The following is a 25,271-nucleotide window of genomic DNA, read 5'->3' as shown; positions in this document are numbered from 1 at the left end:
ACCCATCATTTCTCCGCTTTTACCGCTCCTTTTTTGAGACAAAAAAGTGACCTAACTGACTTGTGTTCACCCATTACCTTTTTATTCCAAGAAAAATTACCGATTATTTATGCCAATATTAGGGTTTGAATCCGGATTATTTTACCGTAAAAAAATAATTTAATCTGAAATTCTACACGCTATAATGAACACTAAATATTTCGACTTAATTAATCAAACTTTCTACTTTCCACAAGAAGAATTTACCCTAAACAAAGACACGCTTCAATTTCACAACATCGATTTGATGAAATTGGTAGAACAATACGGAACGCCATTAAAGTTCACTTACTTACCGCAAATTTCTAACAACATCAACAAAGCTAAAGGTTGGTTCAGAAAAGCAATGGAGAAAAATAAATACGAAGCCAAGTATTACTACTGCTATTGTACCAAAAGTTCTCACTTTAGTTTTGTGATGAATGAAGCCTTCAAAAACAATATCCATATCGAAACATCATCGGCTTTTGATATTAATATTGTAGAAAATTTAATGGCCCAAGGCAAAATCAACAAAAACACTTATGTGATTTGTAATGGTTTTAAAAGAGAACAATACATTGAAAACATAGCGCGTTTGATTAACAATGGTCACAACAAAACCATTCCAATTATCGACAACTTTGAAGAATTGGACTTATTGCAAGAAGCCATTGATGGTAAATTCAAAATCGGAATCAGAATTGCGGCGGAAGAAGAACCAAAATTTGAGTTCTATACTTCACGTTTAGGTATTGGTTACAAAAACATCGTACCTTTTTACAGAAAACAAATCGAAGAAAATAAAAAGGTAGAACTGAAAATGCTTCACTTCTTTATCAATACCGGTATTCGCGACACAGCTTACTATTGGAACGAATTGCTGAAATGTATGAAAGTGTATGTGGCGTTGAAAAAAGAATGTCCAACGTTAGACAGTTTGAATATCGGCGGTGGTTTTCCTATCAAAAACTCTTTAGCATTTGAATACGATTATCAGTATATGATTGACGAAATCGTAAATCAAATCAAAATTTCTTGTGAAGAAGCTGAAGTGGATGTTCCGCATATTTTTACTGAGTTCGGTTCATTTACCGTAGGCGAAAGTGGTGGCGCAATTTACCAAGTGTTGTACCAAAAACAACAAAACGACAGAGAAAAATGGAATATGATTGACTCGTCTTTCATTACTACTTTACCCGATACATGGGCAATTAACAAGCGATTCGTAATGATGGCGATTAACCGTTGGAATGATACTTATGAACGCGTACTTTTAGGCGGAATGACTTGCGACAGCGATGATTATTACAACTCTGAGCAAAATATGAACGCTGTTTATTTGCCAAAATACAACAAAGAAAAACCTCTATACATTGGATTCTTCAACACCGGTGCTTATCAGGAAACGATTGGTGGCTTTGGCGGATTGCACCACTGTTTGATTCCGCAACCGAAACATATTTTGATTGATCGAGATGAAAACGGCATTTTAGCTACCGAAGTATTCTCTGAGCAACAAAATTCCGATGATGTATTGAAAATATTAGGCTACGAAAAAAGATAAGTTTCTGAATATCAGATTACAAAAAGCAGTTTTATATTTATAATAATTTTTTAAAAAAGTGTTTGCCGTCAACAAAAAAAAGTTTTTCTTTGACGAGTAAACTACAAGCAAACAACATACAACAATGAGCAAAGGACCAATCAGTCAGTTTATAGAAAAAAACTACCTTCACTTCAACGCAGCGGCCTTAGTTGACGCAGCAAAAGGTTATGAAGAACACTTACTTGACAATGGTAAAATGATGATTACATTGGCCGGTGCTATGAGTACGGCCGAATTAGGCAAATCGTTAGCCGAAATGATCCGTCAAGACAAAGTGCATATCATTTCTTGTACCGGCGCTAATTTGGAAGAAGACATCATGAATTTGGTGGCTCACAATTCTTATAAAAGAGTACCCAATTACCGCGATTTATCGCCACAAGAAGAATGGGATTTGTTAGAAAACCACTACAATAGAGTAACCGATACTTGTATACCCGAAGAAGAAGCTTTCAGAAGATTACAATCTCATTTATACGATATTTGGAACAATGCCGATTCAAAAGGAGAACGTTATTTTCCGCATGAATTTATGTACCAGATGATTAATTCCGGTGTATTAAAACAATACTACGAAATTGACCCAAAAGATTCTTGGATGGTTGCTGCGGCAGAGAAAAACTTGCCGATAGTAGTTCCGGGTTGGGAAGACAGTACCATGGGAAATATTTTTGCTTCCTATTGTATCAAAGGCACATTCAAACCAACTACCATGAAAAGCGGCATCGAATACATGATGTGGTTGGCTGATTGGTATCCGAAGAATTCCTCAGGAAGAGGCGTTGGTTTCTTCCAAATTGGTGGTGGAATTGCCGGAGATTTTCCAATTTGTGTCGTACCCATGTTATACCAAGATATGGAAATGCATGACGTTCCGTTTTGGAGTTATTTTTGCCAAATTTCAGATTCCACTACAAGTTATGGCTCCTATTCAGGCGCTGTCCCAAATGAGAAAATCACTTGGGGAAAACTTGACATTCATACCCCTAAATTTATCATTGAATCGGATGCTACCATTGTGGCACCGTTAATTTTTGCTTACTTACTAGATTTATAAAAGATTTTTTTATGAGAAGAATTATTGTAGACTATGCCAAACTAACCGGAGACATTCTAAATTTATTAGTAGAAAAGTTTCCTGAAGGTTATGACGACACCGACATTATTCGTTTCAGAAATGCTCAAAATGAGTTGATTGAAGCGGTTGAAGTACGAACAGAAGATACTATTTACTTGGTTAAAGTAAGTACGAAACTGGCTAGTCGTATGGAAAAATTTGACGAAGAAGACGACTTAGATTCTGTAATCGAACCTATTGAACCAATTAAAGGCTTGGATGATGATGAAGATGCCATCACTGCTGATGAAGACGATGAAGAAGTCGATTTACTAAAAGACGGCGGTGGTACTGATGATGCAGACGATGATGATGACGAAGAAGATTATGAAGATTCAGACAACAATCTTGATGATGAAGACGACGAAGAGTAATAGAATTATGAATTAGAAATTACGAAATAAAAAAAATCCCAAGTTCAAATGTGAATTTGGGATTTTTCTTTTAATCTAAATATCGCTCTTGAAATATACGCTGATGGTGATTTTGATGCCCAATAATCGTAAAGCCTAAAGCTCTTACCGACATAGGATTATTTGAAGCGATGCCTTTACACAATAACTGTTCCTCTGAAAAAGATTTGTATAATGCTAATGTCGCTTGTCTTACCACCAACATTTCACTCAATAAATCTTGTATGCTTCTATTGTTAGCATGTGCTTCGTCTACATAAGTATTTTCATCAAAACTGGCCAAAGGTGTTTCGTCCTTTCGGGCAAAACGCAACGCTCTGTAAGCAAAAATTCTTTCGGCATCAATGAGGTGCAACAAAATATCTTTAATCGTCCATTTGCCTTCGGCGTAACGGTAATCAAATTTATCCATTGGAATGTTTTGAACAAATTTCACCATGCGATGAACCGAAATTTCGAGTTCTTCGATTAAGTTGTATTCTTCGGTAACTGTATCGATATAAGTGCCATAATAAGCGGCATATTCATCGGTGTGGAGTTGTGATTTCTTCATGAAAATGATATTAAATTAATCGGTTTAAGCCGAATTCCGACTAGCATTAGTATTCCCAAACAACGATCGTGTGACTAATTTTTCATAAGTCGCCACCAATTTCTCATCAAAGGAAGTTTGCTTTTTCAAGGCATTAATTTGTGAGGATGCATATTGTTGAATCGTCAATAAAGGCAGAACAATTTGCTCTCGCATAGCGATTGAAGCTTTACCATCGGGATAATTTTGCATCAGTTCTGTATGACCGGCAATTTTTAAAAGCAAGCGTTTGGTTTCCTGAAATTCGTCGAAAATGATTTGCCAAAAAGCACCAAACTCCATATCATTCTTCATGTAAGCTGTCAACGGAAAATAACATTTGGCCAACGACATCATGCTATTTTCTAACAATGTCCTAAAGAATAAAGAGTTGTTGTATAAGTCTTGTACTTCTTCCCAACGATGGTTAGTTTCAAAATATTTCAGCGCAGTGCCAACGCCAAAAAATCCGGGAACGTTTTGTTTTAATTGGCTCCACGAACTTACAAACGGAATCGCACGCAAATCGGCGAAATTTAATTTATCATCTGTATTGCGTTTAGAAGGTCGGCTACCAATATTGGCTTTGGAATAATATTTCAACGTACTCATTTGTTCCAAATACGGAATAAACTTCGGATGATTTTTAAAGTCGATGTATTTTTGGAAACCCAATTCCGCCAAAGAATCTATAATCGCTTTTTCCGATTCTGACAAATTGTTTTCGTCTTTGTTAAATATCTGATTAGCGACTCCGGCACTCAAAAGGTTTTCTAAATTATACCGACAAGAATCTAATGTTCCAAAATTAGAACTAATCGTTTGGCCTTGCACTGTAACCTGTATCGCTTGGTTTTCAATGGTTGAACCCAAAGAAGCATAAAACTTGTGTGTTTTGCCACCACCACGCGCCGGCGGACCGCCACGACCATCGAAGAAAATAACCTTGATTCCGTATTCGCGGGAGATCTTGGTAATCATTTCTTTGGCTTTGAAAATACTCCAATTCGCCATCAAATAACCGCCATCTTTCGTTCCGTCAGAGAAACCCAACATTACGGTTTGCTTGTCTTTTCGTTCTTTTAAATGATTTCTATAGATGGTATTTTGATACAATTGCTCCATAATTTCATGAGCATTTTGCAAATCATCAACCGATTCAAATAACGGAATAATATCTACCGTTGGGTTTTCCCAATTCAAAAGTCGGAACATCGCAAAGGTTTCCATCACATTTAAGGCACTTTCATTATTGCTGATGATGTATCGATTACACCCTTTTTCACCATTGTCATTTTGGATTTCCCGCATCAATTTAATGGTATCTAAAGTAGAACGCGTCAACTCATTTTCAAAGAAATGATTGCTAAAATCAAACTTTAATTTAGACACCACTTCCATTTTATCCGCTTCAGTCATGGCCTCAAAATCATCCGGAAAATACAATTCCTTCTCTTTTTTTAGCACCGAAACTATATCATCAAAAACTTGATTGTGAATTTTACTGTTTTGGCGAATGTCCAACGACGCAAAGTGAAAACCAAACTGCGTGATTTTTTGCAACAGCAAATTGATTTCATCCAAATAAAGCGATTGGTGTTTGTCAATAATAATTTGCTTGATAATATTTAATTCGTTTTTCAATTCTTCCAAAGAAATAAACACTTCGCCTTGTGAATAAAATACGGAGCGATAAAGCTTGTATTCTAAACTCGCTATAATTTTATCCACTTCATTGAAAGTCAGTTTTCGTTTCAGATTTCGAATGTCAAAATAGTAACATTTAAGTATTGAAGTTCGCAAACGCTTGGCAACATTCTCAGTAATTTCAGGTGTTACGAATGGATTTCCGTCTCGGTCGCCACCAGGCCAAAAGCCTAAATTGACAATTGGATTCTCAATAATATTGCCTTCAAAGATGTTCTTTTGTAAATACTGCATCATCTCGCCTATCGTTTGGTAAAATACATTTTCGAGGTACCAAATCAAGCTAACCGCTTCGTCAAAAGGAGATGGTTTTTCTTTTTTGATAAAAGGTGTTTTCCCGAGTTGGGCCAACAATTGCTTGATTTTAATCAAATCATTAACGCGAACCGCTTCGGTCAAATCGGTGATAATCCCAAGTACCGAACCGGGATAAAACTGTGTTGGATGTGCGGTTAAAACAGTACGCACATTAAAATTTTCCAAAAAATCAATCAGTTCCTTGCGCTTGTCTTTGGCTTCAGTCTTTTCTTTGATATCTCTCAATGAACCTCGACCTTCCAAATTATTCACTATCGGAAAAGCAGCATCTTCAATGGCATCAAACAAAACAATTTGACGCTCAACATACTGAATAAAACGAAACATCAAATCTATCTTTTGGTCTTCGGTCGCTTGGTCCAAATACTTGTCGGCAAAGAAATCGACAATTTGTTTAGGCGACCAATTGTTTTTAAAACCATTGTCACAAACTTCGGAGAACAAAGGCAACAAAACACCGGTATTGTCAATAGCATCAAACGGTAGCGTAATAAAAACACTATTGTAAATGTGGTACTTTGACAATACATTTTGGTTAAAACGCTCAATTTTGGGTAAGGTGTACATGGCGCGGGAATTTTGGCTTAAATTAATAAAAAAACCTCAAGCTTTCACTTGAGGTCTTAAATTATTTTTGGTTCTGACTAGTCTAACTCTTGGAAGATGGTGTGCATCAAACGTTTTTTATCATTGATACTTTCTTCTAGTGAAATCATCGTTTCTGTTCTGTAAACGCCTTCGATGTCATCAATCATAAAGATTACATCTTTCGCGTGTTTGGTATCTTTAGCTCTGATTTTACAGAAGATGTTGAATTTACCTGTAGTTACATGAGCCACAGTCACATATGGAATTTCGTTGATTCTTTCTAAAACGAATTTAGTTTGTGAAGTGTTGTTTAAGAATACTCCAACATAAGCGATAAAAGAATACCCTAATTTTTCATAATCCAAAGACAGTGACGAACCCATAATGATTCCTGAATCTTCCATTTTCTTAACTCTTACGTGAACTGTTCCTGCAGAAATTAATAATTTTTTAGCGATATCAGTGAATGGAATTCTGGTGTTGTCAATCAACATATCCAAGATTTGGTGGTCTACTTCATCTAAGCGAAACTTACTCATAAAACTATTTATTGGTTTATTTAAAAAACTACACAAAAAAAATACATTTTTTTCAATAAAAAAAGTTAACTGTTAATTATTTATCAAGCCATTAACGATTTTTATATTCTTTCCTAAATAAAAGTCAGCATTTTGTTCGATATTCGGAAAATCAGTATCGTTATCATGATATACCTCGCCTTTGGCGTCTAGTATCTTGTGACCGAAATAATTATCTAAATTGTCTATTTGAGCTATTCTTGCTTCAAAAGTAACTTTACCTTTATTAAGAACTTCATTGTATTGCGCTGCAAAATTGATAATTTTTTCTTTATCATCATAATTTATTTTAACATTTTTATAAACAAAATCATAAAAAACGACTTTATTTTGCGGAATTTTTAAATAATCCTCGTTTTTATTGCTAACTACATCGTTTTCGTATAAATATTGAATTCCGGATAGTAAGGCTATAAAAATGTATTTTCTAGTCTCTTCGCGCTCATAATCTTCTGGAAAATGCCCGGCTTCAAATAAAATGGTTGGCACTTTTAAATACTGAAAGGTATCTCCAACACAATTAAAATTGAAGGAATCATCAAATCTTCCGACTTGATTGGGAATCAAAGTTTGTAAAGTTTCATTCATAGCAACAATAACGCTCATGGCTTTAGTTCGGACAACATTAATGTCTCTATTCTCATTATAAGCCGGAGCCAAAAACGAAACTGTCGCAGGCTTGCCCGAATCCGCAACTCCGTATATAGTACGTTGATCGTGCAAATTATAGCAAAAATCAGGTTGGAAATTTTCAAAAACTTGTCGCAAGACTTGGCTTTCCGGTTGGGATAAATCTTGAGCGTCACGGTTTAAGTCAATGCCATTAGCGTTTTCACGAGTATATAATTCGGCTCCATCCGGGTTTAGCATGGGTAACAAACAAAAAGTAAACGAATTTAAAATCGCCTGACTTTCTTTAGTATCGGAAAGGAGAAAATTAATAAAATCGAATAAAGCTTTGGTCGTAGTGCTTTCGTTGCCGTGCATTTGCGACCACATAAAGATTTTGGTTTTTCCTGAACCTACTAAAAGTTGGTAGATAGGTTTCCCTAAAACTGAATGTCCAACTATGGTTGTTGGATAGTCAGACAAGATAGGTTCAATATGCAGTAAAGTAATATATCTTCCGAAAAGACTTTCGGCCTTGTATTGCTGATGCAGGTGTAAATAATTCATGCGCCAAATTTAAGCAAAAAGAAAACTCCAAATTCAACTCCATAAAAAAACCTTCGATACTTGAGCACCGAAGGTTTTCTAACCAATTATAACCTAAACAACATTATTCTCTAAAAAGGTAAACACTACTTACGCCCGGTTCAGGTCTTGAACTTGCCGGCGCTGCATTTACATTTGAATTCGGTAAATCAAAAGTCAATACTTTACCACCACCGTTTAATCTTTCGGCTACGAAAATGGTTTTGGTAAAATGATCATAAGCCACATCTACTGGATTACCTAAAAAAGTAGCGGCACCATAGATTCTGATTTGTTTGTTCATTGCAATCATTCCCATATTTGGCGTAGCCGCAAACAATTCCGTAAATCCTTTAAGCACAATAATTCCTCCATCAGAATCTGACGTAGCTAAGCCAACGTCTGTTAGTACCATAGTATTGCTTCTTTTAACATAAGTGATTCCGTGGGTTCTTACCAATCCTTCTACAGTTACTCTTTTGGTTGGCAAAATGGCACCATCAGTATTGGCAAAGAAGTTTTCAAACGACAACAAATCACCGGTTAAATCAGCAACAGCATATAAAGTGTCACCTTCTAAATGAATGCCCCAAGTTTTAAAATTCACGGTATAACTGTTTAATAAAGTAAACCCTGAAGCTGTTTTTTGGTAAACTATTAATTTGTTGGTATTTCCATTCGCCGCACTTTGGTCTTGCGTTACCACCACTTTATCGCCGGAAACCGCTATTTCTCTAGCATTGGTAAAATCGGAAGTGCTGTTGTAACTCAAAGGTAAAGTAGCCGCATTAGCAGCCACAGCATCATAAACCGCAGCATAACCTTCTACTCTGTTGTTGCTTCGGGAAGCCAAAATAAGTTCATCGCTGTCGTCAAAATAATAAGCACCGTCAGCATCTGTAGAAGCTACTGAAAAGCTATAAGTTGTAGGCATGGACTCGTTTAAATCGGTAACCGATACTTTTCCGGTGGTGTTACTGGTGGTAAAAAGGGTGAATTCTTTGTTGGCTGAACGCTCTTGGTTCATGGCATTTTTTGAATCATCTGAACATGACACCATCACGACAGACAATAAGGCTAAGGTAAAAATTGTTTTTTTCATTGTAAATAGTTTTATTGTTGATTATTGACTTAAACTACGTACGTGAAAAAAAACAGTTTGGTTTTACACTTGGAATTGTTTTTCAGGAAATTTGCCTTGTGCGCCTTTAAAATGGGGTAAAATAATTTTCATATCTTCATTATAATTGCCCGAAAGCGATATCGGTTGGCCAATTCTGACTTCTTTTTTGGCATAATCAAAAGCAATTGGAATGATGGGAACATTCGCCTTGTAAGCAATGTAATAGAACCCTGTTTTGAGTTGGGTGACTTTTTTACGCGTACCTTCAGGAGCAATCGCCATTCTGAAAACTTCGCGGGAATTGAAAACTTCAACCGTAGCGTCAACATTATTCTTTCCGCCGCTTCTGTCTAACGGCGCGCCACCGATACTTCTGAAATAATAACCAAAAGGAAAAGTGAACAATTCTTTCTTGCCTACAAAATTCATTTCTAACCCAATAATACCGCGGCAAAACAACCCTATAAAGAAGTCAAAATTACAAGTATGCGGCATGACCATCATGACACATTTTTTGATTTCAGGGTTTATGGTTCCCAATAGTTTCCATCCCAATAATCGAAAAAAAATAAATTTGTATAGTGTCGCTTTCATCGGCTTTATTTTGCGTAAATTTAACATTAATCTCTTATTTTTGAGAAAAATATTTTCCAATGCTTCGAAGACTCTTCAGCTATTTTGTTCCGATTAACATTCACAAGAAAAACTCAGGTGTGAGCAAAACATTGGAAGTTACTTGGAACAACGGCCAATTGGTTCTCGATAGTAAAAACACTAATTATTCCTATGGCAGTTTGCAAAGAATTTTGCGCAAAGGCTTGAAGTATATCGGATTTGAACGCATCAAGAAATTTGACAGCATTTTAGTTCTTGGTGTTGCCGGCGGAAGCGTTATCCGAACGTTGACCGATGAAATCAAATTCAATGGCAAAATTACCGGTGTAGAAATTGACCCGAGCATTGTTGATATTGCCAACAAATATTTCAAACTCGATACCATTCCTAATTTGGAAATCGTGATTGATGACGCTTTTGAATTTGTTTTAAAAACGAAAATCCAATACGATTTAATTATCATTGATATTTTTCAAGACACGACGATGCCTAATTTTTTGTTTGAGGATTTTTTTATCAACCGAATTAATGCTTTGCTCCAAACTAATGGGTTTATATTGTTTAACACCATGGTGATTACTAAAAAAGACGAAGAACGAAATTTGGTTTACAAAAATAAATTCGGCGGTAATTATTCCCTGCGAATGTATCCTAAAGTGGAAACGCACAACGAATTGTTTACCATCAAAAAACTAAACTAATGGGATTCTTAAAAAAATTACTGATAGGAAAAGTATCGGAAGACTTCAAACCCAAGTACAATCCAATTGAAAGAAGAATACTTAATATTAAATCCATTTGGAACAACGACCATCAGGACGACAACGGAATTGAAAAAATATTCCGATTGTTCCTTTCCATTTCTCAATTATTATTTCCGGGTATTTATGTAAAAACACTAGCCGGTAAAATTGGCTATGCTTACAAAGATTTAGCCATGGATATTTACATATTACTGAAAGTAGCCTTTCCGATGTTGATTTTGGTGAATGATTTACAAAATAAACCCTACCTGATTACTATTTTGGTCTATCTCATTTTAGAAACCATACTCTATATACCAACATTGATATTTGCGTCAGATTTGTTTTCGAGTCCACGATCATACAAACGCTCTATGTTATTGCTGTTTTTCAACTATTTAGAAGTCGTCATTGCGTTTGGAGTATTTTACACTTTGGGCAACAATACTAATATTCCGTTCGGACATTGGTCTGATGCGATATATTTCAGTCTAATGACTTCGAATACGATTGGCTATGGAGATTATTATCCGGTGACCACTTTTGGAAAGTTTTTAGCTTCAGTACAAGCCATGTTTTTCTTGTCATTTGTAATTTTGTTTCTGAATTTCTTTTCAACAAAAGTCAAATCAAAAGGGTATTTTGACAACGAGAACCAAGACATCTAAAGCATTTTTCTCGCTTTTTCTAAATCTTCCGGTGTGTCAATGCCAATGCCGACATGGGTGGTTTCGACCATTTTAATTCTTTTGCCAAATTCCAAATAACGCAATTGTTCCAATTTCTCGGAAGCTTCTAAAGATTTCATCGGCAAATGATAGAAAGCCAACAACGCTTCTTTGCGGAAGGCATAAATCCCAATGTGTTTCATATAACGAACACCAACATTAGTTTCACGCGGATACGGAATTACCGAGCGCGAAAAGTATAAGGCAAAACCATTTTGGTCAGTTACCACTTTCACATTATTCGGATTGTTGATTTCGTCTTGGTCAGTGATTTCAAACATTAGCGAGGCCAAATCAACTTTCTTTTCAAAATCATTGCGGAAAACTTCAACGACTTTGGCTAATGGTTCTTTGTTGATAAACGGTTCGTCACCTTGTACATTTACCACTATATCAACGTCTAAATTTTCTACTGCTTCAGCAATTCGGTCGCTGCCGCTTTCATGTTCTTTGACACTCATGATGGCTTTTCCACCGTTGTTGATGATTTCATCATAAATTAGAATCGAGTCAGTTACGACAAAAACATCTTGAAACAAACCGGTATTGACTGCCGCTTCATAAGTGCGAAGAATAACAGTTTTTCCGCCTAAATCCTGCATCAATTTGGCAGGAAAACGGGTGGAGGCATAACGGGCTGGAATAACGGCGATGATTTTCATTTTTTTAAGGTGCTAAGGCGCTAAGGTTCTGAGGTGCTAAGGTAGTAAGTTTTGAAAAATAACAAGTAAAATATTTTGTATATAAAGTTGTATATTTACTTCAAGGATATTTATAACTTGATGGAAAAAGAGACTCTTGACAGACTTTTAAAAAATTATTTTAACTCAAGAAAAAGTTGGGAAGCTTGGTGTTATTTAAACAACTTACATCTTAAAACATCAAAACCTGAAATTAGAAAGTATGCTGATAATAATGAACTTCTATATTATTTAAGATATCTTCTTTTGAAAGATTTACATATTGAACTATCAAAAATAATTAAATTTAGTCGGAATACTGGAGACAGTATTTTTCAACTTTTGAAAAACCACAATTCAGTCGAATCTATAAATCATTTACTAAAACTAGAAGATTTTAATATACAAATAAAATCAATTACTGATACACGAGATAAATTCTATGCTCATTTAGATCATGACTATAAAAATTTCTTGTCAAGTTTTGAAGTTGAAGATTATTATAAAATTTTTGAACTCATTGAGGAATCGATTATAATTTTGGGTAAAGAAAAAGAACTTAAAGAAACACTTAAATCCATTCCATCAAGAGATGAATTTGAATTAAAAACATAAACTATTCCTCAAAACTCTCATCTTTAAACCCAATCAAATACAACTTATCTTTCGCACGAGTAACGGCCGTGTACAACCATCTTACATAATCCACATCAATGCCGTTGGGTAAATAAGGTTGTTCGATAAAGACTGTATTCCACTGTCCGCCTTGAGATTTGTGGCAAGTAATGGCGTAAGAGAATTTTACTTGAAGCGCGTTGAAATATTCGTTGTTTTTTACCTTAAGGAATTTGCGGTATTGCGGTTCTCCTTCGTAGTCTTTCATTACTTCTTGGTACAAACGATTGCTTTCTTCGTAGGTCAATGAAGGCGATTCACTAGTAATGGTATCCAATAAAACTATGGTTTCAAATGGCTTCTGGTTTGGGTAATCGACCATTCTGATTTTTACTTTGGCGAAATTAAATCCGTACAGTTCTTTGAAACTGAAAATCTCCAGAACTTCAACTATATCGCCATTGGCAATAAATCCGGCTTCATCGGTTTCTTTTAGCCAAAAATAATTGTTCTTCACCACCATCAAATAATCGCCTACCGAAAGTTCGCTTTCTTTGTCGAGAATTCGGGTTCGGATTTGCTGATTGTATTGGTTCGCTCTTTTATTGGAACGAACTATGAAACAAGTGTCTTCAATACTGTAATTGCTGTAAGCACTTTGAATCGCATCTTGAATATCGAAACCATCGGTCAAACGAACGATATCCTTGAAACCTTTTAAGTTAAACTGAAACGTATCCACAAAACTGCTTTTCAAAATCTCTCGCAATTCGGTGGCATTAAATAAAATCCCCGATTTTTCTTCTTGACGCATGACTTCGTCGAGTTCAATTGAGAAAACTTCTTTGTTGTAATGCATCGACAAGGCATTGGTATCGAGTGCCGGACTCACATCCAATTGCACCGGTGGCAACTGAGCTGTATCGCCTAAAAGAATCAGTTTGCAATTGTCTCCGTTATAAACGTAGGACATCAAATCATCGAGCAAAGAACCGTTTTCATACAACTTCGCTTCGGTATTCACATCTGAAATCATCGACGATTCATCGACTATAAAAATAGTGTTTTTGTGTTTGTTGGTTTGCATTGTAAAACTCACGCCTCCACCACTTGCTTTTTTGGGAAAGTAAATTTTCTTGTGAATCGTAAATGCCGATTTGTTGGAATAATTAGCTATGACTTTGGCTGCACGACCGGTTGGCGCTAACAACACATATTTTTTATTGACTTCGATTAAATTATTGACAATGGTTGAAATGACTGTGGTTTTTCCGGTTCCGGCGTAACCTTTTAGAACAAAGATTTCTTCTTTATTGGTATTGGTCAAAAAAACGGCAATCTGTTGGAAAAAAATGTCCTGTTTTACAGTCGGCTGAAACGGAAACTGTTGGCGTAAAAGACTGTAAAACTGGCTGGAAGTCATTTGGATTTATGCTGAATGATTGGATTCCAAATATAGGATTTTCAATGGCAATGACAATGACAATGGCAATAAACAATTCTAACATTGATATTGATTTTCGCCATTGCTTTTTGATATTGTCATTGATTTTTGACATTGACATTGATATTGAACTTGATTTTCGTAAGTTTGCCAAGTTCGTTTCAACCGAAGCATTATGTATCAAAACACCAGCGTTACAGACAAAACTTATCGAAAACTAGCGATTCAGGTTTCCTTGAATGGTTTGTCATTTGTGACGTTTGATACTATTCTTAACAAACCGTTGGTATTAAAAAATATTTCGATGGGCAAAGTCAATGTGACTTCTAAAATTGAAGACTTGTTTGGCGAAGCTTTTCAAATGAATCCCGAACTCAAAGCCGGTTATGACGATATAGTGATTGTGCACAGCAATAATTTGTCAACGTTTGTTCCGACAGCTTTATTTGACGAGGAATATTTAGGCAGTTATTTGCAATTCAATACCAAAGTTTTTGAAACCGATTTTTTTGCGTTTGACGAATTGGCAAACTACGAAATGAACAACGTTTACATTCCGTATGTGAATATGAACAATTATTTTATTGACCAATTCGGGACTTTTGATTACAAGCATGCCAATAGTATTTTGGTTCAAAAATTACTTGAAGTGTCGAGAAACAATGAAGAACGTAAAATGTTTGTGCATGTCAGCGACAGTCATTTTGAAATTGTAATTTTGCAAAACCAGAAACTGCAACTTTTCAATACATTTGATTATAAAACACCGGAAGATTTCATTTACTACATTCTATTCACTGCGGAACAACTGCATTTGAATCCGGAGCATTTTAAATTAGAATTGTTAGGCAAAATTACCGAAGGCGATGCGCTTTACGATATCGCCTATAAATATGTGCGCAACGTTTCTTTGTTTGAGGTGAGTTCGATGCAAAATCAATTCACCGAAACTGAAAACCGCGAGCACTTTATCCTATTACATTCATGAGAATCATCTCGGGCAAATACAAAGGCCGTAGAATAGCACCGCCGAAAAACCTACCTGTTCGTCCGACTACAGATATGAGTAAAGAAGCGCTTTTCAACGTGCTGAACAACCATTTCAACTTTTCTGAACTAAAAATATTAGAACTTTTTGCCGGTACGGGAAGTATCAGTTATGAGTTTGCTTCACGTGGTTGTTCGCCTATATTGTGTATTGACGGCGATATGGGTTGTGTGAATTTCATCAAAAAAACCGCTAAGGAATTCGACTTTGACATTACGGCCATTAAAAGCGATGTGTTCAAGTTTTTAGAAAAACACAAAGGCAACTACGACATCATTTTTGCCGATCCGCCTTATGGCATGTCTCAAAAAGAATTTGAAACAATCATCGAACTGATTTTTGAAAGAGAATTATTGGATGATGAAGGCATGTTAGTCGTTGAACATTCAAAATACACCAAATTAGAACACATGGCGAATTATTCGTTCCAAAAAAACTATGGCGGTTCTGTATTTACTTTCTTCGAATTTGAGGGCGATGATGAAGAATCAGACGATATTGAAGACGAAGACGAAAGCTAGTTTACTTAATCCTTCCCGAATTTTCATCAATATTTTTTCTACAAAGGCTGATTGCTTGATTTTATCCCAAAACCGATTGAGCGATCAATAAAGCTAACAAAAGAGTGATTTTGTACATTTTTATGGTTTTTATTGACTCCAAAAATGTTGCTATTTATTGGTACCGAAAGTTAATTGGAGGTTAATGCACGGTTAAAAGTTTTATTTGACCATAATTCTCTTAATTTTGAAAAATCATTTTAATCTTGTGAAACAAAAAATAAATTTATTAATTGGGTTGTCTACCTTAGTATTACTGGTGCTTTGCGCTATTCAAGTCTATTTGGTTAAGACTACTTATGATTATAAAGTGGAACAATTTCGCACAGAAGTCAAAGACAAAATCGGAAACATTACCAACAATTACACCGACCTTGATTCGAGCATTTTCTTTAAAAAAGAAATTCTTTATAAAAATACCGCTGAAAAATTCATCAAAGACAAAAACTATCGCAACCAGATCAAAGCCGATTTATTAGCCAATGAATATAAAGATGTTTTGACCAAACGCTTACGTCAGAAACTCAGCAAAGAATTTAAAAACAACGAAGTCACTTTTGCGGTTGTAGTCAATAAGTTCATCGTTTTTGACAACGCGGCAAAAACCGATACTATCTTTTCTGAAAAACCATCGATTCAAAATGCCGTTTATGGCAACTTGGCTTCTTTAGACGACGCTTTTATGGTTCGGAATTACGTTGGCACAACCAGCGGTTTTAAAAATGACAACTACAAATTATTGACCGAAGATTGCTTGTATGTTTCGGTAGCCAATTGGGAACAAATCATTCTTGGCCGAATGTCGACGATATTGATTCTGTCTATTCTATCGATTTTGGTTTTAGTAACGCTTTTTGTAATCGCCATCAAAGCCTTAATCCAACAAAAAAAAGTAAGCGATGTCAAAACCGATTTCATCAACAATATCACTCACGAGTTGAAAACGCCTTTAACAACTTTAAGCGTTTCGACTAAAATGTTATCGCGTGAAGATGTAAAAGAAAACGAAGCCGTTTTTAATACAGTGCTTGATACGGTTAATCGTCAAAATGTACGTTTGCAAAACATCATCGACCAAGTAATGAGTAATTCATTGGGTTTTGAAGAAATTGAATTGCAAAAAGAAAAGGTAAAAACGAATACTTTATTGCAGACTATTATTGCTGATTTTAATTTGGCCTATCCGAATGTTCGAATATTCCATGACTTTAATTCAAATGATACTGTTTTAAATTTAGATAAATTTCATTTAACGACTGCCCTTAACAATGTTTTGGAGAATGCCGTTAAATATGGTTGCCAAAATATAACCATCGTCACTTCTCAAGAAAACGATATGTTTCAGATTAGCATTCAAGATGATGGCATTGGCATTGCTAAAACCAAACAAACATTACTTTTTGAAAAATTCTACCGTGTCGAACAAGGCAATCTCCATAACACCAAAGGGCTCGGACTCGGACTTTATTATGTTGACCAAATTATCAAAGCGCACCAAGGATCTGTAAAAGTCGTGAGTGATTTGGGTAAAGGCGCTGCGTTCACCATTAGTATTCCAGCTGTTTAGTTATGAAAAAAGTACTTTTAGCCGAAGACGATATTGATTTTGCTCATGTGTTGAAACAATATTTGGAGATGCATCAATTTGAAGTTCATTGGGCGAAAGATGGACAAGAAGCTTGGAAAGTATTCCAAAAAGAAACTTTTAATATTTGTATTTTTGATGTAATGATGCCTAAAATGGATGGCTTTACTTTAGCCGAAAAATGCGTCAATTACAATCCTGACACTCCGTTTTTATTCTTAACCGCCCGAAACCAAAGCGAAGACAAAATCAAAGGATTAAAACTCGGTGCCGATGATTATATCATCAAACCTTTTGAAGCTGACGAATTGGTTTTAAGATTGAACAATATCTTAAAAAGAAGTTCAAAAGATACCTTTAGTAAACCTAATGCCAATGAACTTCAAATTGGGAAATACATTTTTCATACTTATAGATTAGAATTGAAATTAGGAACCAAAGTCCAGCAGCTTACCGAAAGAGACGCTGCTTTGATTACTTATTTATTCCAAAATAAAAACCAATTACTCAAACGCGACCAAATATTACAAGCCGTTTGGAAAACCGATGACTATTTCTCCGGAAGAAGTATGGATGTTTACATTAGTAAGCTTAGAAAATACTTTGCTGAGGATTCCAATATTGCTATTGAAAGTGTGAGAAGCATTGGTTTGGAGTTTAAGGTGAAATAAAAACTTAGAAACTTAGTTACTCAGCCACTCAGTAACTTAAAAAAAGCAGACCTGTAAGCCGGATTCTGTATTCATCGAAACGAACCCTTATCATTTATCTAGGCCAACAATTGCTCATTGGCTCGAGCTTCCTACCCTTCGACAACGGGCGAGTAACCCTTAAATGCCGATATACTTGGAATTTCACCGCATAGAGTTTACCTGGTTTCACTACAGCCTTACCTGTACATACTTTCTGTTGCACTTGTCCTCATCTCTCGACGGACGGGCGTTACCCGCTATGCTACTCTGTGGTGTCCGGACTTTCCTTCCCGACAAGTCGGAACGATAAGGCGGTCTGCGCGGCAAAGGTAGAATATTAGATATTAAATTTCAGATATTAGATATATTTAATATTTAAAATTTGATATTTGATATTTCAAAACCTATATTTGTAATCAAGTAAAAATCTATGGAACAATTTGTAGTATCAGCCCGAAAGTATCGTCCTCAAACGTTTAAAGACGTTGTTGGGCAACAGGCTATTACCAATACTTTGCTCAATGCCATAGAAAACAATCACTTGGCTTCTGCCCTTTTGTTTACAGGACCAAGAGGTGTTGGTAAAACGACTTGTGCTCGTATTTTAGCCAGAAAAATTAACCAACCCGGTTATGACGATCCGTTTGAAGATTTTGCTTTTAATGTCTTTGAATTGGATGCTGCGTCGAACAACTCGGTGGATGATATCCGAAATCTGATTGACCAAGTTAGAATCCCGCCGCAAACCGGACAGTATAAAGTGTATATCATTGACGAGGTGCACATGTTGTCTTCGGCTGCTTTCAATGCATTTTTGAAGACCTTGGAAGAACCGCCTAAGCACGCCATATTCATTTTGGCCACGACCGAAAAACACAAAATCATTCCGACCATCTTATCGCGCTGTCAAATTTTTGACTTCAAACGCATTACGGTAAAAGACGCTAAAGAACATTTGGCAGAAGTGGCGACTAGTCAAGGCGTAGTTTTTGAAGACGATGCTTTGCACATTATTGCCCAAAAAGCCGATGGTGCAATGCGTGATGCTTTGTCGATTTTTGACCGTGTGGTTTCTTTTTGCGGAAATAATTTGACAAGACAAGCTGTGACTGAGAATTTAAATGTTCTCGACTACGAAACTTATATTAATATGACCGATTTGATTTTGGAGCATAAAATTCCGGAAGTTTTATTGGCATACAATGATATTTTATCCAAAGGTTTTGACGGACATCATTTTATTGCCGGCTTGGCTTCGCATTTCAGGGATTTATTGGTAGCCAAAAACCCGGCGACACTTTCTTTATTAGAAATGGGTGAAGCGGCACAACAACTCTACGGACAACAATCGCAAAAGGCTTCACAAGAATTTCTTTTGAAAGGAATCGACTTGGCGAATGATTGTGATTTAAAATACAAAGTTTCTCAAAACCAACGCTTGTTGGTTGAACTCACGCTGATGCAAATAAGCTCTATCACTTTTGATGGAGAAAAAAAAAAAGCTGACTTTATAATTCCACCGACGTATTATCGCAGGAATGATTATTCTATAGCCGAAGTACAAAGTACGAAGTTGGAAGTACGAAGTGTGGAGACTACTGAAATAATTGAGAAAGCAGAAAGCATAACGCAGAACGCAGAAATAGTTCAGAAGGCAGAAGAAGTTGTAGTTCAACCGACAACCTACAACCGACAACCGACAACTGACAATGTAGAACCTACAACCCCGAATTCGCAACCTACAACCAAAGTTTCCGCTTTATCCCTTGCCAGTATTCGTGCGAAGAAAGAAATGGCCGAAGCGCAAAAATCGGTGGTGAAAGAAACGGTGCATTTGCCTAGCGAACCATTTACCGAAACAGAAATGCTGGAGCAATGGTTGAAATATGCGCAACGTATGGAAGATAAAGGGTATCGCATTGTGGCTTCGTTATTAACTATAAACGACCCGATTCTTGAGGGCACAACTATCATTCACGAATTGCCGAATGAAAGTTCGAAAATAGATTTTGAAAAAGAAAAACCGGAACTTTTAGGTTATTTGCGTGGCAAACTGCACAACCACGATATTCAGATTAACGTAAAAGTGAATGAAACTTTAGTGGTCAAAAGAGCTTTTACCAACCAAGACAAATACAATCGTTTGGTGGAAATCAACCCGAATTTAGAGGTGTTGAAAAAGATGTTTGATTTGGATGTTTAAATCGTTTCCTGATACATCGCTTTTACAATGCCGTCCGCCAAACCTATTTTTGGCACAAACAATTGACGGGCACCGCTCCATTTCATAGCGTTCAAATACACTTTGGTTGCCGGTATGATTACGTCGGCACGGTCGGTGTTTAGGGCTAACTCGGCAATTCTTTGTTCGTAGGTCAATGAGTTTAAATATTGGTATTGCGAATTTAAGTATAAATAAGACAGCGGTTTGTCTTGCATCTTGCCTGACAATTTGAACAACTTATTGATGTTGCCACCAGAACCAATCAGAATCACATTTTCATATTCGGCGGTATTGCATTTAATCCATTTTTCAATTTCTTCCCAAACGATGTCGCTTACCATATTGTTCAGCATGCGAACGGTTCCGATTTTGAAGGATTTGGACGCGACCATTTTGCCATTGGTAAACAAGGAGAATTCGGTGCTTCCACCACCAACGTCAACGTACAAATAAGTTTGGTCTGTTTTTAGGAAGCTATGTAAATCGGAAGAAGCGATAATCGTAGCTTCAATTTTTCCGTCGATGATATCTATATCGATGTCGCATTTTTCCCGAATGATGTTGGCCACTTCTTTCCCGTTATAAGCTTCCCGCATGGCTGAAGTGGCGCAAGCTTTGTACTTTTCAACTTTGTATACTTTCATCAACAATTTGAAGGCTTTCATCGCATCTACCATACGATCGATATTTTCTTCTGAAATTTCACCTACCGTAAAAGCATCTTGCCCGAGACGAATGGGTACTCGAATCAAAGCACTTTTATTGAATTGGGTTTCTTTGTCTTTTTGTTCAACAATATTGGTAATGAGCAATCGCATGGCATTGGAACCAATATCGATGGCTGCATATTTTTTTATGGATATCATTCGTTATTAGGCTTATTACTTGCTTTAGCGGTTTTTATTTCACAAAAATCTAATCGGTCTCGATAGTAATTGTAGGTTTCAAATTGGGCACGAAAGATGGCTTCTCCTTCTTTTCGAACTCTGTATTTATTTTCAAATTTCTCAGAATGGAATCGCGCTTTTACATTGCCTTTCCAGCCAACCTCAAAAGTATCGATAATCTGTTTTTTAATATCTTCGTCATAAATCGGACAGGTAACTTCAACACGTCCATCAAGATTTCTGGTCATAAAATCGGCAGACGAAATAAATACTTCCGGATTATCGTCATTGCAGAAAATATACGAACGGGTGTGTTCTAATAAATAATCTACAATACTAATGGCTTCAATATTTTCGCTCATACCTTTCACACCCGGAATTAAAGAACAAATGCCTCGAACTTGCAATTTAATCTTTACTCCAGCATTGCTAGCTTCATATAATTTATCAATCATGGCATAATCCGACAGACTGTTCATTTTCAAATTGATATACGCCGGTCGACCGGTAATGGCGTTATTTATTTCTCTATCTATCAATTTATAAAACTTTGATCGTGTGTAATGTGGCGAAACAATTAGGTGTTTGTAACGGTGAATTCGATAGTTGACATCAAAGAAATCAAATATTTTAGCAACGTCTTTTAATATCTGTTGGTGACTGGTAAACAAAGTCAAATCCGTATAAATTTTGGCTGTAGTTTCGTTGAAATTTCCGGTCGAAATAAAGCCATATCGCTTTACTTTTCCTTCTTCTACTCTATCAATGACGCAAATTTTACTATGCACTTTTAAGCCTTTGATTCCAAAAATCAATTCGATGCCCTCTTGTTGCATTTGTTCGGCATAAGAAATATTGCTGGCTTCGTCGAATCGGGCTTGGAGTTCAATTTGGACCGTAACTTTCTTTCCGTTTTTGGCGGCATTAATCAAGGAACTCACGATTTGAGAGTTTTTGGCCAAACGGTATAAAGTTATTTTTATGGTGGTTACTTTTGGGTCTAAAGCGGCTTCACGCAAGAATTTAATCAGATAAGAAAACGACTGAAACGGTGCATTGACTAAGTAATCTTTTTTGGCAATTCTGTTTAGAATACTGCCTTCAAGCGACAAACCATCAACAGGAAGTGGCGCTTTAGGTTGGTATAACAAATCAAATCTACCAAGATTTGGGAAGTTCATATAGTCGCGACGGTTGTGGTATCTTCCACCGGGAATAATTCCGTCTGACTTTTCAATTTCGAGTTTGTTAAGAAAAAATTTTAGCGTGTCTTTTTCAATAGATTGGTCATATACAAAACGAACCGGTTCACCAATTCTTCGATCTTTTACGGAAGAAGCTATCTTTTCGAGCATACTTTTACTCATGTCGCTATCAATATCTAATTGTGCATCTCGGGTGATTTTAATCATGTGTGCTGAGATACTTTCGTGGTCAAAAATATTGAAAATACTGTTCAAGTTATACCGAATAACATCATCCAACAACATCAAATATTGTTTGCCATCTTTAGCTGGAAGTTCTACTATTCTGTTGGTATTTTTCGGAATTTCGATAATGGCATATCTGATCTCAGGTTTTGGTTTGACCAGTCCAAGCATCTTTGGCTTTTGTTCCACTTTCATGACTAATTTGACAGCCAAATAGCCGGAAGTATCCTTTAATAGTGGGAATTCGGCTAAATCATTAAGGATAATGGTAACCAATTCAGGGCTTACTTTTTGAATAAAAAAATCTTTGACAAAGTTTTCATGTTCAACAGAAACCTCTTTCTCATTAATGATAATGATGTTTTGTTTTACGAGTTCTTCCTCAATTTTAGTGAGTACTCTTAAGCTTTCTGCTTGCTGTTTGATTGTAATTTCTGTTATTTCTTTTACGAGTTGTTGGGCCGAAATTCCACCTAAAATCTTTTCTCCGGAAACACCGGATAAACTCAAACGACGAACGGCTGCAAATCGCACCCTAAAAAACTCATCTAAATTATTGGAAAAAATTCCGATAAATCTTAGTCTTTCTAGTAATGGTACGGATTCATCAGCGGCTTCTTGCAAAACTCTGGCATTGAATGCCAACCAACTCTTTTCTCTGTCTATATATCGAAAATTATTTTCTGTGCTCATAGCTATTTTAAATCTCTGGGGAAAACAACTTTTTGGGTAATGCCTTTTTCAATGTTATTCCAACTCAAACTGTCAAAATTTATCTTAACAAAACCGGAAGTTGAAACATTATCAATAAAAACGTTTCCAAATTTATTGACAAAATTTGTAATAGCCTCATTATGTCCGAAAACAATTAAATGATCGCAATCATTGGGACAAGATTTGATAATTTGTTCCAATTTTCTATCGTCAAAAGTGTATAAATCATCTTTAAAAATGATGCTTTCTATAGGAAAAGATAAATTTTGCGCAAAAATAATAGCGGTCTCAGCGGCACGTTTAGCAGCACTACTCCAAACTAAAAAAGTTTTTGGAATATGAAAGTTGATGTGAGTTGAAACCAAATGAGCGTCTTGAATACCTTTCCCGGTTAATGGTCTGTCAAAATCATGTAGAGGTGCATCCCAACTGGATTTTGCATGTCTGATCAATAGTAATTGTTTCATGATTAAAAGCTGCTGAATATTTCGAATGTATAAATTTAAGTTTTTAATGCTTATGGCTTGCGTTTATTTTGATTGATTTCTTAATCAGAAAGAAAAATTAAAATAATCAGCTCATTATTCTAGACTTAGACGTTAAAAAATTTTGTACTGATTATGCTATTTAATAAACATTTACCAGAGTATCATAAAGGAGAGTATATAATATTTTTGTAATCTTTTACTTTATTATTATGTTAATAAATGCACTTTATCTATGTTTTAATGCATTTTATCGATATTTTTTTTGGTGAATTAAAAAAAACAATCTACTTTCGAATTGTTAAACAAATATTAAAATGAAATTATTACCCCAAATACCCCAAATAAACTATGTCAAAAATTGAAGAAAAATGTCTGGCAAAACTGTTTTTAAAACAAGTAAAACCAATATTTTTTATTAAGAAACAAAACCCTACATCTAGTAATCTAAAGCTATTAAAATGAAAAATTTTACACGATTCTTTCAGAAAAGAAATAATAAGCCTCTTTATTTTATGTTTCTGATTGCTTTAATTGGATTTTCCAATAAAAGTATAGCGCAAACAGGATGCAACATTACAGTTGCTAATTGTCCTGCTCCAAGTTTACCTCCAGAATGTGCTGATGCAATAAGTGGAGGCATATTAGGTACCCAAGTAACTTGGACTCCGCCTGATTTCAGCATAGCATGTCCATCAGGTGGAACTGGCTTTGATTTTTCAACTAATTTTGATTTACCTGAATCATCTAATAATTGTTGGAGTTATAACTATGTACAAAGAATTGGAACCGGTGGAGGTAGACTTAGACTTTTTCAATCTACCGGAATTTTGGGAACTAGTCCCAGCTTTACAACACCATCATTTTATATGGTCAGTAGCCCTATCAACTGTAGTTTTACAATTACAAATGGTAGTGGTGCTCCGCTTGTATGTAATGTATATCTTATTTTAGCTAACGGAACTAGTGCTCCGACACCTTTAGCCTCGGTTAACATAAATGGCACTGGTAATTATCCATTTACTGTAAATCCTGCTACAGCTGGTCAACCCGCAGGGATTTATCGATTGTTCTATGAATTTATCGGTGCCGGTAATAACCGAGATTATATAGATTTATTGCAAATAAATGCACCTTTGATTTCAACATCATGTGGAGAAGATATAAATTTTTACAGCAACTCAAACTTCCTTCCGGGTGATTTTTTCCCTGTTGGAACTACTCCGGTAAATTACACCGCCACATGTAACAGTTGCATACCTGTAATCACTCTTAGTTGTAACTTTAATGTTATTGTAAATGGTGTTACTGCAAATGCTACAGCAACAAACTCAAGTTGTGGATTAAATAATGGATCGATAAGACTTGAATCTGCAAGTTCAAATCTAACTCCAGTATTAGAATATAATATAAATAATTCAGGTTGGGTAGGCTTCAGCTCTCCTTTAACTTTGAACAATCTTGCTCCTGGCAATTACACAATTAATGTAAGAGATAATTTTTCCAATATTCCCGGGTACTGTCAAATACTTTCTCCGTTATTGGTAAGTGTAGGTACAAATATCGATGCAGCTCCAACTACGCC

General features: G+C 35.8%; 24 protein-coding genes and 1 other RNA gene. 12 read left to right on the top strand and 13 right to left on the bottom strand.

Translation table 11 applies throughout. The features are described 5' to 3' along the window. The first annotated feature begins 184 nt into the window (after positions 1-184). The 3 genes from ICG50_RS12665 to ICG50_RS12655 all read left to right on the top strand — a co-directional run bounded on the left by ICG50_RS12665 (position 185) and on the right by ICG50_RS12655 (position 3,118). On the top strand, positions 185-1,585 hold the full coding sequence (locus tag ICG50_RS12665; RefSeq protein WP_187661270.1) for an arginine decarboxylase: 1,401 nt from the start codon (positions 185-187) through the stop codon (positions 1,583-1,585). Between the two features lie 124 nt (positions 1,586-1,709). Then, complete coding sequence (locus ICG50_RS12660; RefSeq protein ID WP_187661269.1) at positions 1,710-2,684, top strand: deoxyhypusine synthase family protein; 975 nt, start codon at positions 1,710-1,712, stop codon at positions 2,682-2,684. Between the two features lie 11 nt (positions 2,685-2,695). Further along, complete coding sequence (locus tag ICG50_RS12655) at positions 2,696-3,118, top strand: DNA primase (protein WP_187661268.1); 423 nt, start codon at positions 2,696-2,698, stop codon at positions 3,116-3,118. A gap of 70 nt (positions 3,119-3,188) precedes the next feature. On the opposite strand, the gene ICG50_RS12650 is transcribed toward ICG50_RS12655, so the two are convergent. From ICG50_RS12650 to ICG50_RS12625, 6 genes are all read right to left on the bottom strand, one after another. Further along, the gene (locus ICG50_RS12650; RefSeq protein WP_187661267.1) at positions 3,189-3,710 is read right to left on the bottom strand and encodes a DinB family protein; all 522 of its coding nucleotides are present in this window, start codon (positions 3,708-3,710) and stop codon (positions 3,189-3,191) included. A 24-nt stretch (positions 3,711-3,734) separates the two neighbouring features. After that, positions 3,735-6,320: a phosphoenolpyruvate carboxylase gene (locus ICG50_RS12645; RefSeq protein WP_187661266.1), complete on the bottom strand. Its 2,586-nt coding sequence runs from the start codon at positions 6,318-6,320 to the stop codon at positions 3,735-3,737. 77 nt (positions 6,321-6,397) lie between these two features. After that, positions 6,398-6,880, bottom strand: coding sequence for an Lrp/AsnC family transcriptional regulator (locus tag ICG50_RS12640; protein ID WP_121313528.1), 483 nt, complete (start codon positions 6,878-6,880; stop codon positions 6,398-6,400). 72 nt (positions 6,881-6,952) lie between these two features. After that, entirely contained in the window at positions 6,953-8,095 is a 1,143-nt protein-coding gene (locus ICG50_RS12635; protein ID WP_187661265.1) for a M14 family metallopeptidase, read from the bottom strand. 103 nt (positions 8,096-8,198) lie between these two features. Next, positions 8,199-9,215 carry a hypothetical protein gene (locus tag ICG50_RS12630; protein ID WP_187661264.1) on the bottom strand — a complete coding sequence of 339 codons (1,017 nt, stop codon included), beginning with the start codon at positions 9,213-9,215 and terminating at the stop codon, positions 8,199-8,201. 63 nt (positions 9,216-9,278) lie between these two features. Next, a complete protein-coding gene (locus ICG50_RS12625) occupies positions 9,279-9,830 on the bottom strand; it encodes a 1-acyl-sn-glycerol-3-phosphate acyltransferase (protein WP_187661263.1) in 552 nt (183 codons plus the stop codon). A gap of 59 nt (positions 9,831-9,889) precedes the next feature. Here ICG50_RS12625 and ICG50_RS12620 point away from each other — a divergent pair, with 59 nt between their 5' ends. Both ICG50_RS12620 and ICG50_RS12615 read left to right on the top strand, forming a co-directional pair. After that, entirely contained in the window at positions 9,890-10,552 is a 663-nt protein-coding gene (locus ICG50_RS12620) for a spermidine synthase (protein ID WP_187661262.1), read from the top strand. Beyond that, a complete protein-coding gene (locus ICG50_RS12615; protein ID WP_187661261.1) occupies positions 10,552-11,262 on the top strand; it encodes a potassium channel family protein in 711 nt (236 codons plus the stop codon). The genes ICG50_RS12620 and ICG50_RS12615 overlap by 1 nt, the downstream gene beginning before the upstream one ends. On the opposite strand, the gene kdsB is transcribed toward ICG50_RS12615, so the two are convergent. Then, on the bottom strand, positions 11,259-11,984 hold the full coding sequence (gene kdsB / locus ICG50_RS12610; protein WP_187661260.1) for a 3-deoxy-manno-octulosonate cytidylyltransferase: 726 nt from the start codon (positions 11,982-11,984) through the stop codon (positions 11,259-11,261). The genes ICG50_RS12615 and kdsB overlap by 4 nt on opposite strands. A gap of 120 nt (positions 11,985-12,104) precedes the next feature. On the opposite strand from kdsB, the gene ICG50_RS12605 reads away from it, so the two are divergent. Further along, positions 12,105-12,617: a hypothetical protein gene (locus tag ICG50_RS12605; RefSeq protein WP_187661259.1), complete on the top strand. Its 513-nt coding sequence runs from the start codon at positions 12,105-12,107 to the stop codon at positions 12,615-12,617. Position 12,618: 1 nt separating this feature from the next. On the opposite strand, the gene ICG50_RS12600 is transcribed toward ICG50_RS12605, so the two are convergent. Both ICG50_RS12600 and ICG50_RS12595 read right to left on the bottom strand, forming a co-directional pair. Further along, positions 12,619-14,040: an ATP-dependent DNA helicase gene (locus ICG50_RS12600; protein ID WP_187661258.1), complete on the bottom strand. Its 1,422-nt coding sequence runs from the start codon at positions 14,038-14,040 to the stop codon at positions 12,619-12,621. Then, positions 13,928-14,176 (bottom strand): hypothetical protein, encoded by a 249-nt coding sequence (locus ICG50_RS12595; RefSeq protein WP_187661275.1) that lies wholly within the window; start codon positions 14,174-14,176, stop codon positions 13,928-13,930. The genes ICG50_RS12600 and ICG50_RS12595 overlap by 113 nt, the downstream gene beginning before the upstream one ends. Before the next feature lie 60 nt (positions 14,177-14,236). Here ICG50_RS12595 and ICG50_RS12590 point away from each other — a divergent pair, with 60 nt between their 5' ends. The 4 genes from ICG50_RS12590 (at position 14,237) to ICG50_RS12575 (ending at position 17,925) form a co-directional block, all read left to right on the top strand. After that, on the top strand, positions 14,237-15,049 hold the full coding sequence (locus ICG50_RS12590) for a DUF3822 family protein (RefSeq protein ID WP_222940209.1): 813 nt from the start codon (positions 14,237-14,239) through the stop codon (positions 15,047-15,049). Further along, positions 15,046-15,630 carry a 16S rRNA (guanine(966)-N(2))-methyltransferase RsmD gene (gene rsmD, locus ICG50_RS12585; protein WP_187661257.1) on the top strand — a complete coding sequence of 195 codons (585 nt, stop codon included), beginning with the start codon at positions 15,046-15,048 and terminating at the stop codon, positions 15,628-15,630. Before ICG50_RS12590 ends, rsmD begins: the two co-directional genes overlap by 4 nt. A gap of 247 nt (positions 15,631-15,877) precedes the next feature. Beyond that, entirely contained in the window at positions 15,878-17,236 is a 1,359-nt protein-coding gene (locus ICG50_RS12580) for an ATP-binding protein (RefSeq protein ID WP_187661256.1), read from the top strand. A 2-nt stretch (positions 17,237-17,238) separates the two neighbouring features. Continuing rightward, positions 17,239-17,925 carry a response regulator transcription factor gene (locus ICG50_RS12575; protein ID WP_187661255.1) on the top strand — a complete coding sequence of 229 codons (687 nt, stop codon included), beginning with the start codon at positions 17,239-17,241 and terminating at the stop codon, positions 17,923-17,925. A gap of 38 nt (positions 17,926-17,963) precedes the next feature. Here ICG50_RS12575 and rnpB read toward each other — a convergent pair. Continuing rightward, positions 17,964-18,269: RNase P RNA component class A (gene rnpB / locus ICG50_RS12570), an RNA gene on the bottom strand. A gap of 107 nt (positions 18,270-18,376) precedes the next feature. Here rnpB and ICG50_RS12565 point away from each other — a divergent pair. After that, complete coding sequence (locus ICG50_RS12565; protein ID WP_187661254.1) at positions 18,377-20,149, top strand: DNA polymerase III subunit gamma/tau; 1,773 nt, start codon at positions 18,377-18,379, stop codon at positions 20,147-20,149. Here ICG50_RS12565 and ICG50_RS12560 read toward each other — a convergent pair. The 3 genes from ICG50_RS12560 to ICG50_RS12550 are packed head-to-tail and all read right to left on the bottom strand — an operon-like array spanning position 20,146 to position 23,668. Continuing rightward, on the bottom strand, positions 20,146-21,036 hold the full coding sequence (locus ICG50_RS12560) for a Ppx/GppA phosphatase family protein (protein ID WP_187661253.1): 891 nt from the start codon (positions 21,034-21,036) through the stop codon (positions 20,146-20,148). The two genes, ICG50_RS12565 and ICG50_RS12560, sit on opposite strands and share 4 nt — an antisense overlap. After that, positions 21,033-23,180: a polyphosphate kinase 1 gene (gene ppk1, locus ICG50_RS12555; RefSeq protein ID WP_187661252.1), complete on the bottom strand. Its 2,148-nt coding sequence runs from the start codon at positions 23,178-23,180 to the stop codon at positions 21,033-21,035. The genes ICG50_RS12560 and ppk1 overlap by 4 nt, the downstream gene beginning before the upstream one ends. 2 nt (positions 23,181-23,182) lie before the next feature. Then, entirely contained in the window at positions 23,183-23,668 is a 486-nt protein-coding gene (locus ICG50_RS12550) for a SixA phosphatase family protein (protein WP_187661251.1), read from the bottom strand. Positions 23,669-24,147: 479 nt separating this feature from the next. Here ICG50_RS12550 and ICG50_RS12545 point away from each other — a divergent pair. Continuing rightward, on the top strand, positions 24,148-25,271 hold a 1,124-nt coding region (locus ICG50_RS12545), incomplete at its 3' end, for a hypothetical protein (protein WP_187661250.1).

It is taken from the genome of Flavobacterium buctense (genome assembly GCF_014486695.1).
Lineage (GTDB): Bacteria > Bacteroidota > Bacteroidia > Flavobacteriales > Flavobacteriaceae > Flavobacterium > Flavobacterium buctense.
The sequence above is the reverse complement of the archived record's forward strand: the minus strand, read 5'-3'. Positions and strand labels throughout refer to the sequence as shown.

What these genes read in the sequence shown, in the direction of transcription:
- ICG50_RS12665 (WP_187661270.1), top strand. Translation starts at nt 185, where the DNA reads ATGAACACTAAATATTTCGACTTAATTAATCAAACTTTCTACTTTCCA.
- ICG50_RS12650 (WP_187661267.1), bottom strand. Translation starts at nt 3,710, where the DNA reads ATGAAGAAATCACAACTCCACACCGATGAATATGCCGCTTATTATGGC.
- ICG50_RS12595 (WP_187661275.1), bottom strand. Translation starts at nt 14,176, where the DNA reads ATGTCAAAAATCAATGACAATATCAAAAAGCAATGGCGAAAATCAATA.
- ppk1 (WP_187661252.1), bottom strand. Translation starts at nt 23,180, where the DNA reads ATGAGCACAGAAAATAATTTTCGATATATAGACAGAGAAAAGAGTTGG.
- ICG50_RS12655 (WP_187661268.1), top strand. Translation starts at nt 2,696, where the DNA reads ATGAGAAGAATTATTGTAGACTATGCCAAACTAACCGGAGACATTCTA.
- ICG50_RS12575 (WP_187661255.1), top strand. Translation starts at nt 17,239, where the DNA reads ATGAAAAAAGTACTTTTAGCCGAAGACGATATTGATTTTGCTCATGTG.
- ICG50_RS12625 (WP_187661263.1), bottom strand. Translation starts at nt 9,830, where the DNA reads ATGAAAGCGACACTATACAAATTTATTTTTTTTCGATTATTGGGATGG.
- ICG50_RS12620 (WP_187661262.1), top strand. Translation starts at nt 9,890, where the DNA reads ATGCTTCGAAGACTCTTCAGCTATTTTGTTCCGATTAACATTCACAAG.
- ICG50_RS12560 (WP_187661253.1), bottom strand. Translation starts at nt 21,036, where the DNA reads ATGATATCCATAAAAAAATATGCAGCCATCGATATTGGTTCCAATGCC.
- ICG50_RS12550 (WP_187661251.1), bottom strand. Translation starts at nt 23,668, where the DNA reads ATGAAACAATTACTATTGATCAGACATGCAAAATCCAGTTGGGATGCA.
- rsmD (WP_187661257.1), top strand. Translation starts at nt 15,046, where the DNA reads ATGAGAATCATCTCGGGCAAATACAAAGGCCGTAGAATAGCACCGCCG.
- kdsB (WP_187661260.1), bottom strand. Translation starts at nt 11,984, where the DNA reads ATGAAAATCATCGCCGTTATTCCAGCCCGTTATGCCTCCACCCGTTTT.
- ICG50_RS12600 (WP_187661258.1), bottom strand. Translation starts at nt 14,040, where the DNA reads ATGACTTCCAGCCAGTTTTACAGTCTTTTACGCCAACAGTTTCCGTTT.
- ICG50_RS12565 (WP_187661254.1), top strand. Translation starts at nt 18,377, where the DNA reads ATGGAACAATTTGTAGTATCAGCCCGAAAGTATCGTCCTCAAACGTTT.
- ICG50_RS12630 (WP_187661264.1), bottom strand. Translation starts at nt 9,215, where the DNA reads ATGAAAAAAACAATTTTTACCTTAGCCTTATTGTCTGTCGTGATGGTG.
- ICG50_RS12635 (WP_187661265.1), bottom strand. Translation starts at nt 8,095, where the DNA reads ATGAATTATTTACACCTGCATCAGCAATACAAGGCCGAAAGTCTTTTC.
- ICG50_RS12590 (WP_222940209.1), top strand. Translation starts at nt 14,237, where the DNA reads ATGTATCAAAACACCAGCGTTACAGACAAAACTTATCGAAAACTAGCG.
- ICG50_RS12660 (WP_187661269.1), top strand. Translation starts at nt 1,710, where the DNA reads ATGAGCAAAGGACCAATCAGTCAGTTTATAGAAAAAAACTACCTTCAC.
- ICG50_RS12640 (WP_121313528.1), bottom strand. Translation starts at nt 6,880, where the DNA reads ATGAGTAAGTTTCGCTTAGATGAAGTAGACCACCAAATCTTGGATATG.
- ICG50_RS12605 (WP_187661259.1), top strand. Translation starts at nt 12,105, where the DNA reads ATGGAAAAAGAGACTCTTGACAGACTTTTAAAAAATTATTTTAACTCA.
- ICG50_RS12615 (WP_187661261.1), top strand. Translation starts at nt 10,552, where the DNA reads ATGGGATTCTTAAAAAAATTACTGATAGGAAAAGTATCGGAAGACTTC.
- ICG50_RS12645 (WP_187661266.1), bottom strand. Translation starts at nt 6,320, where the DNA reads ATGTACACCTTACCCAAAATTGAGCGTTTTAACCAAAATGTATTGTCA.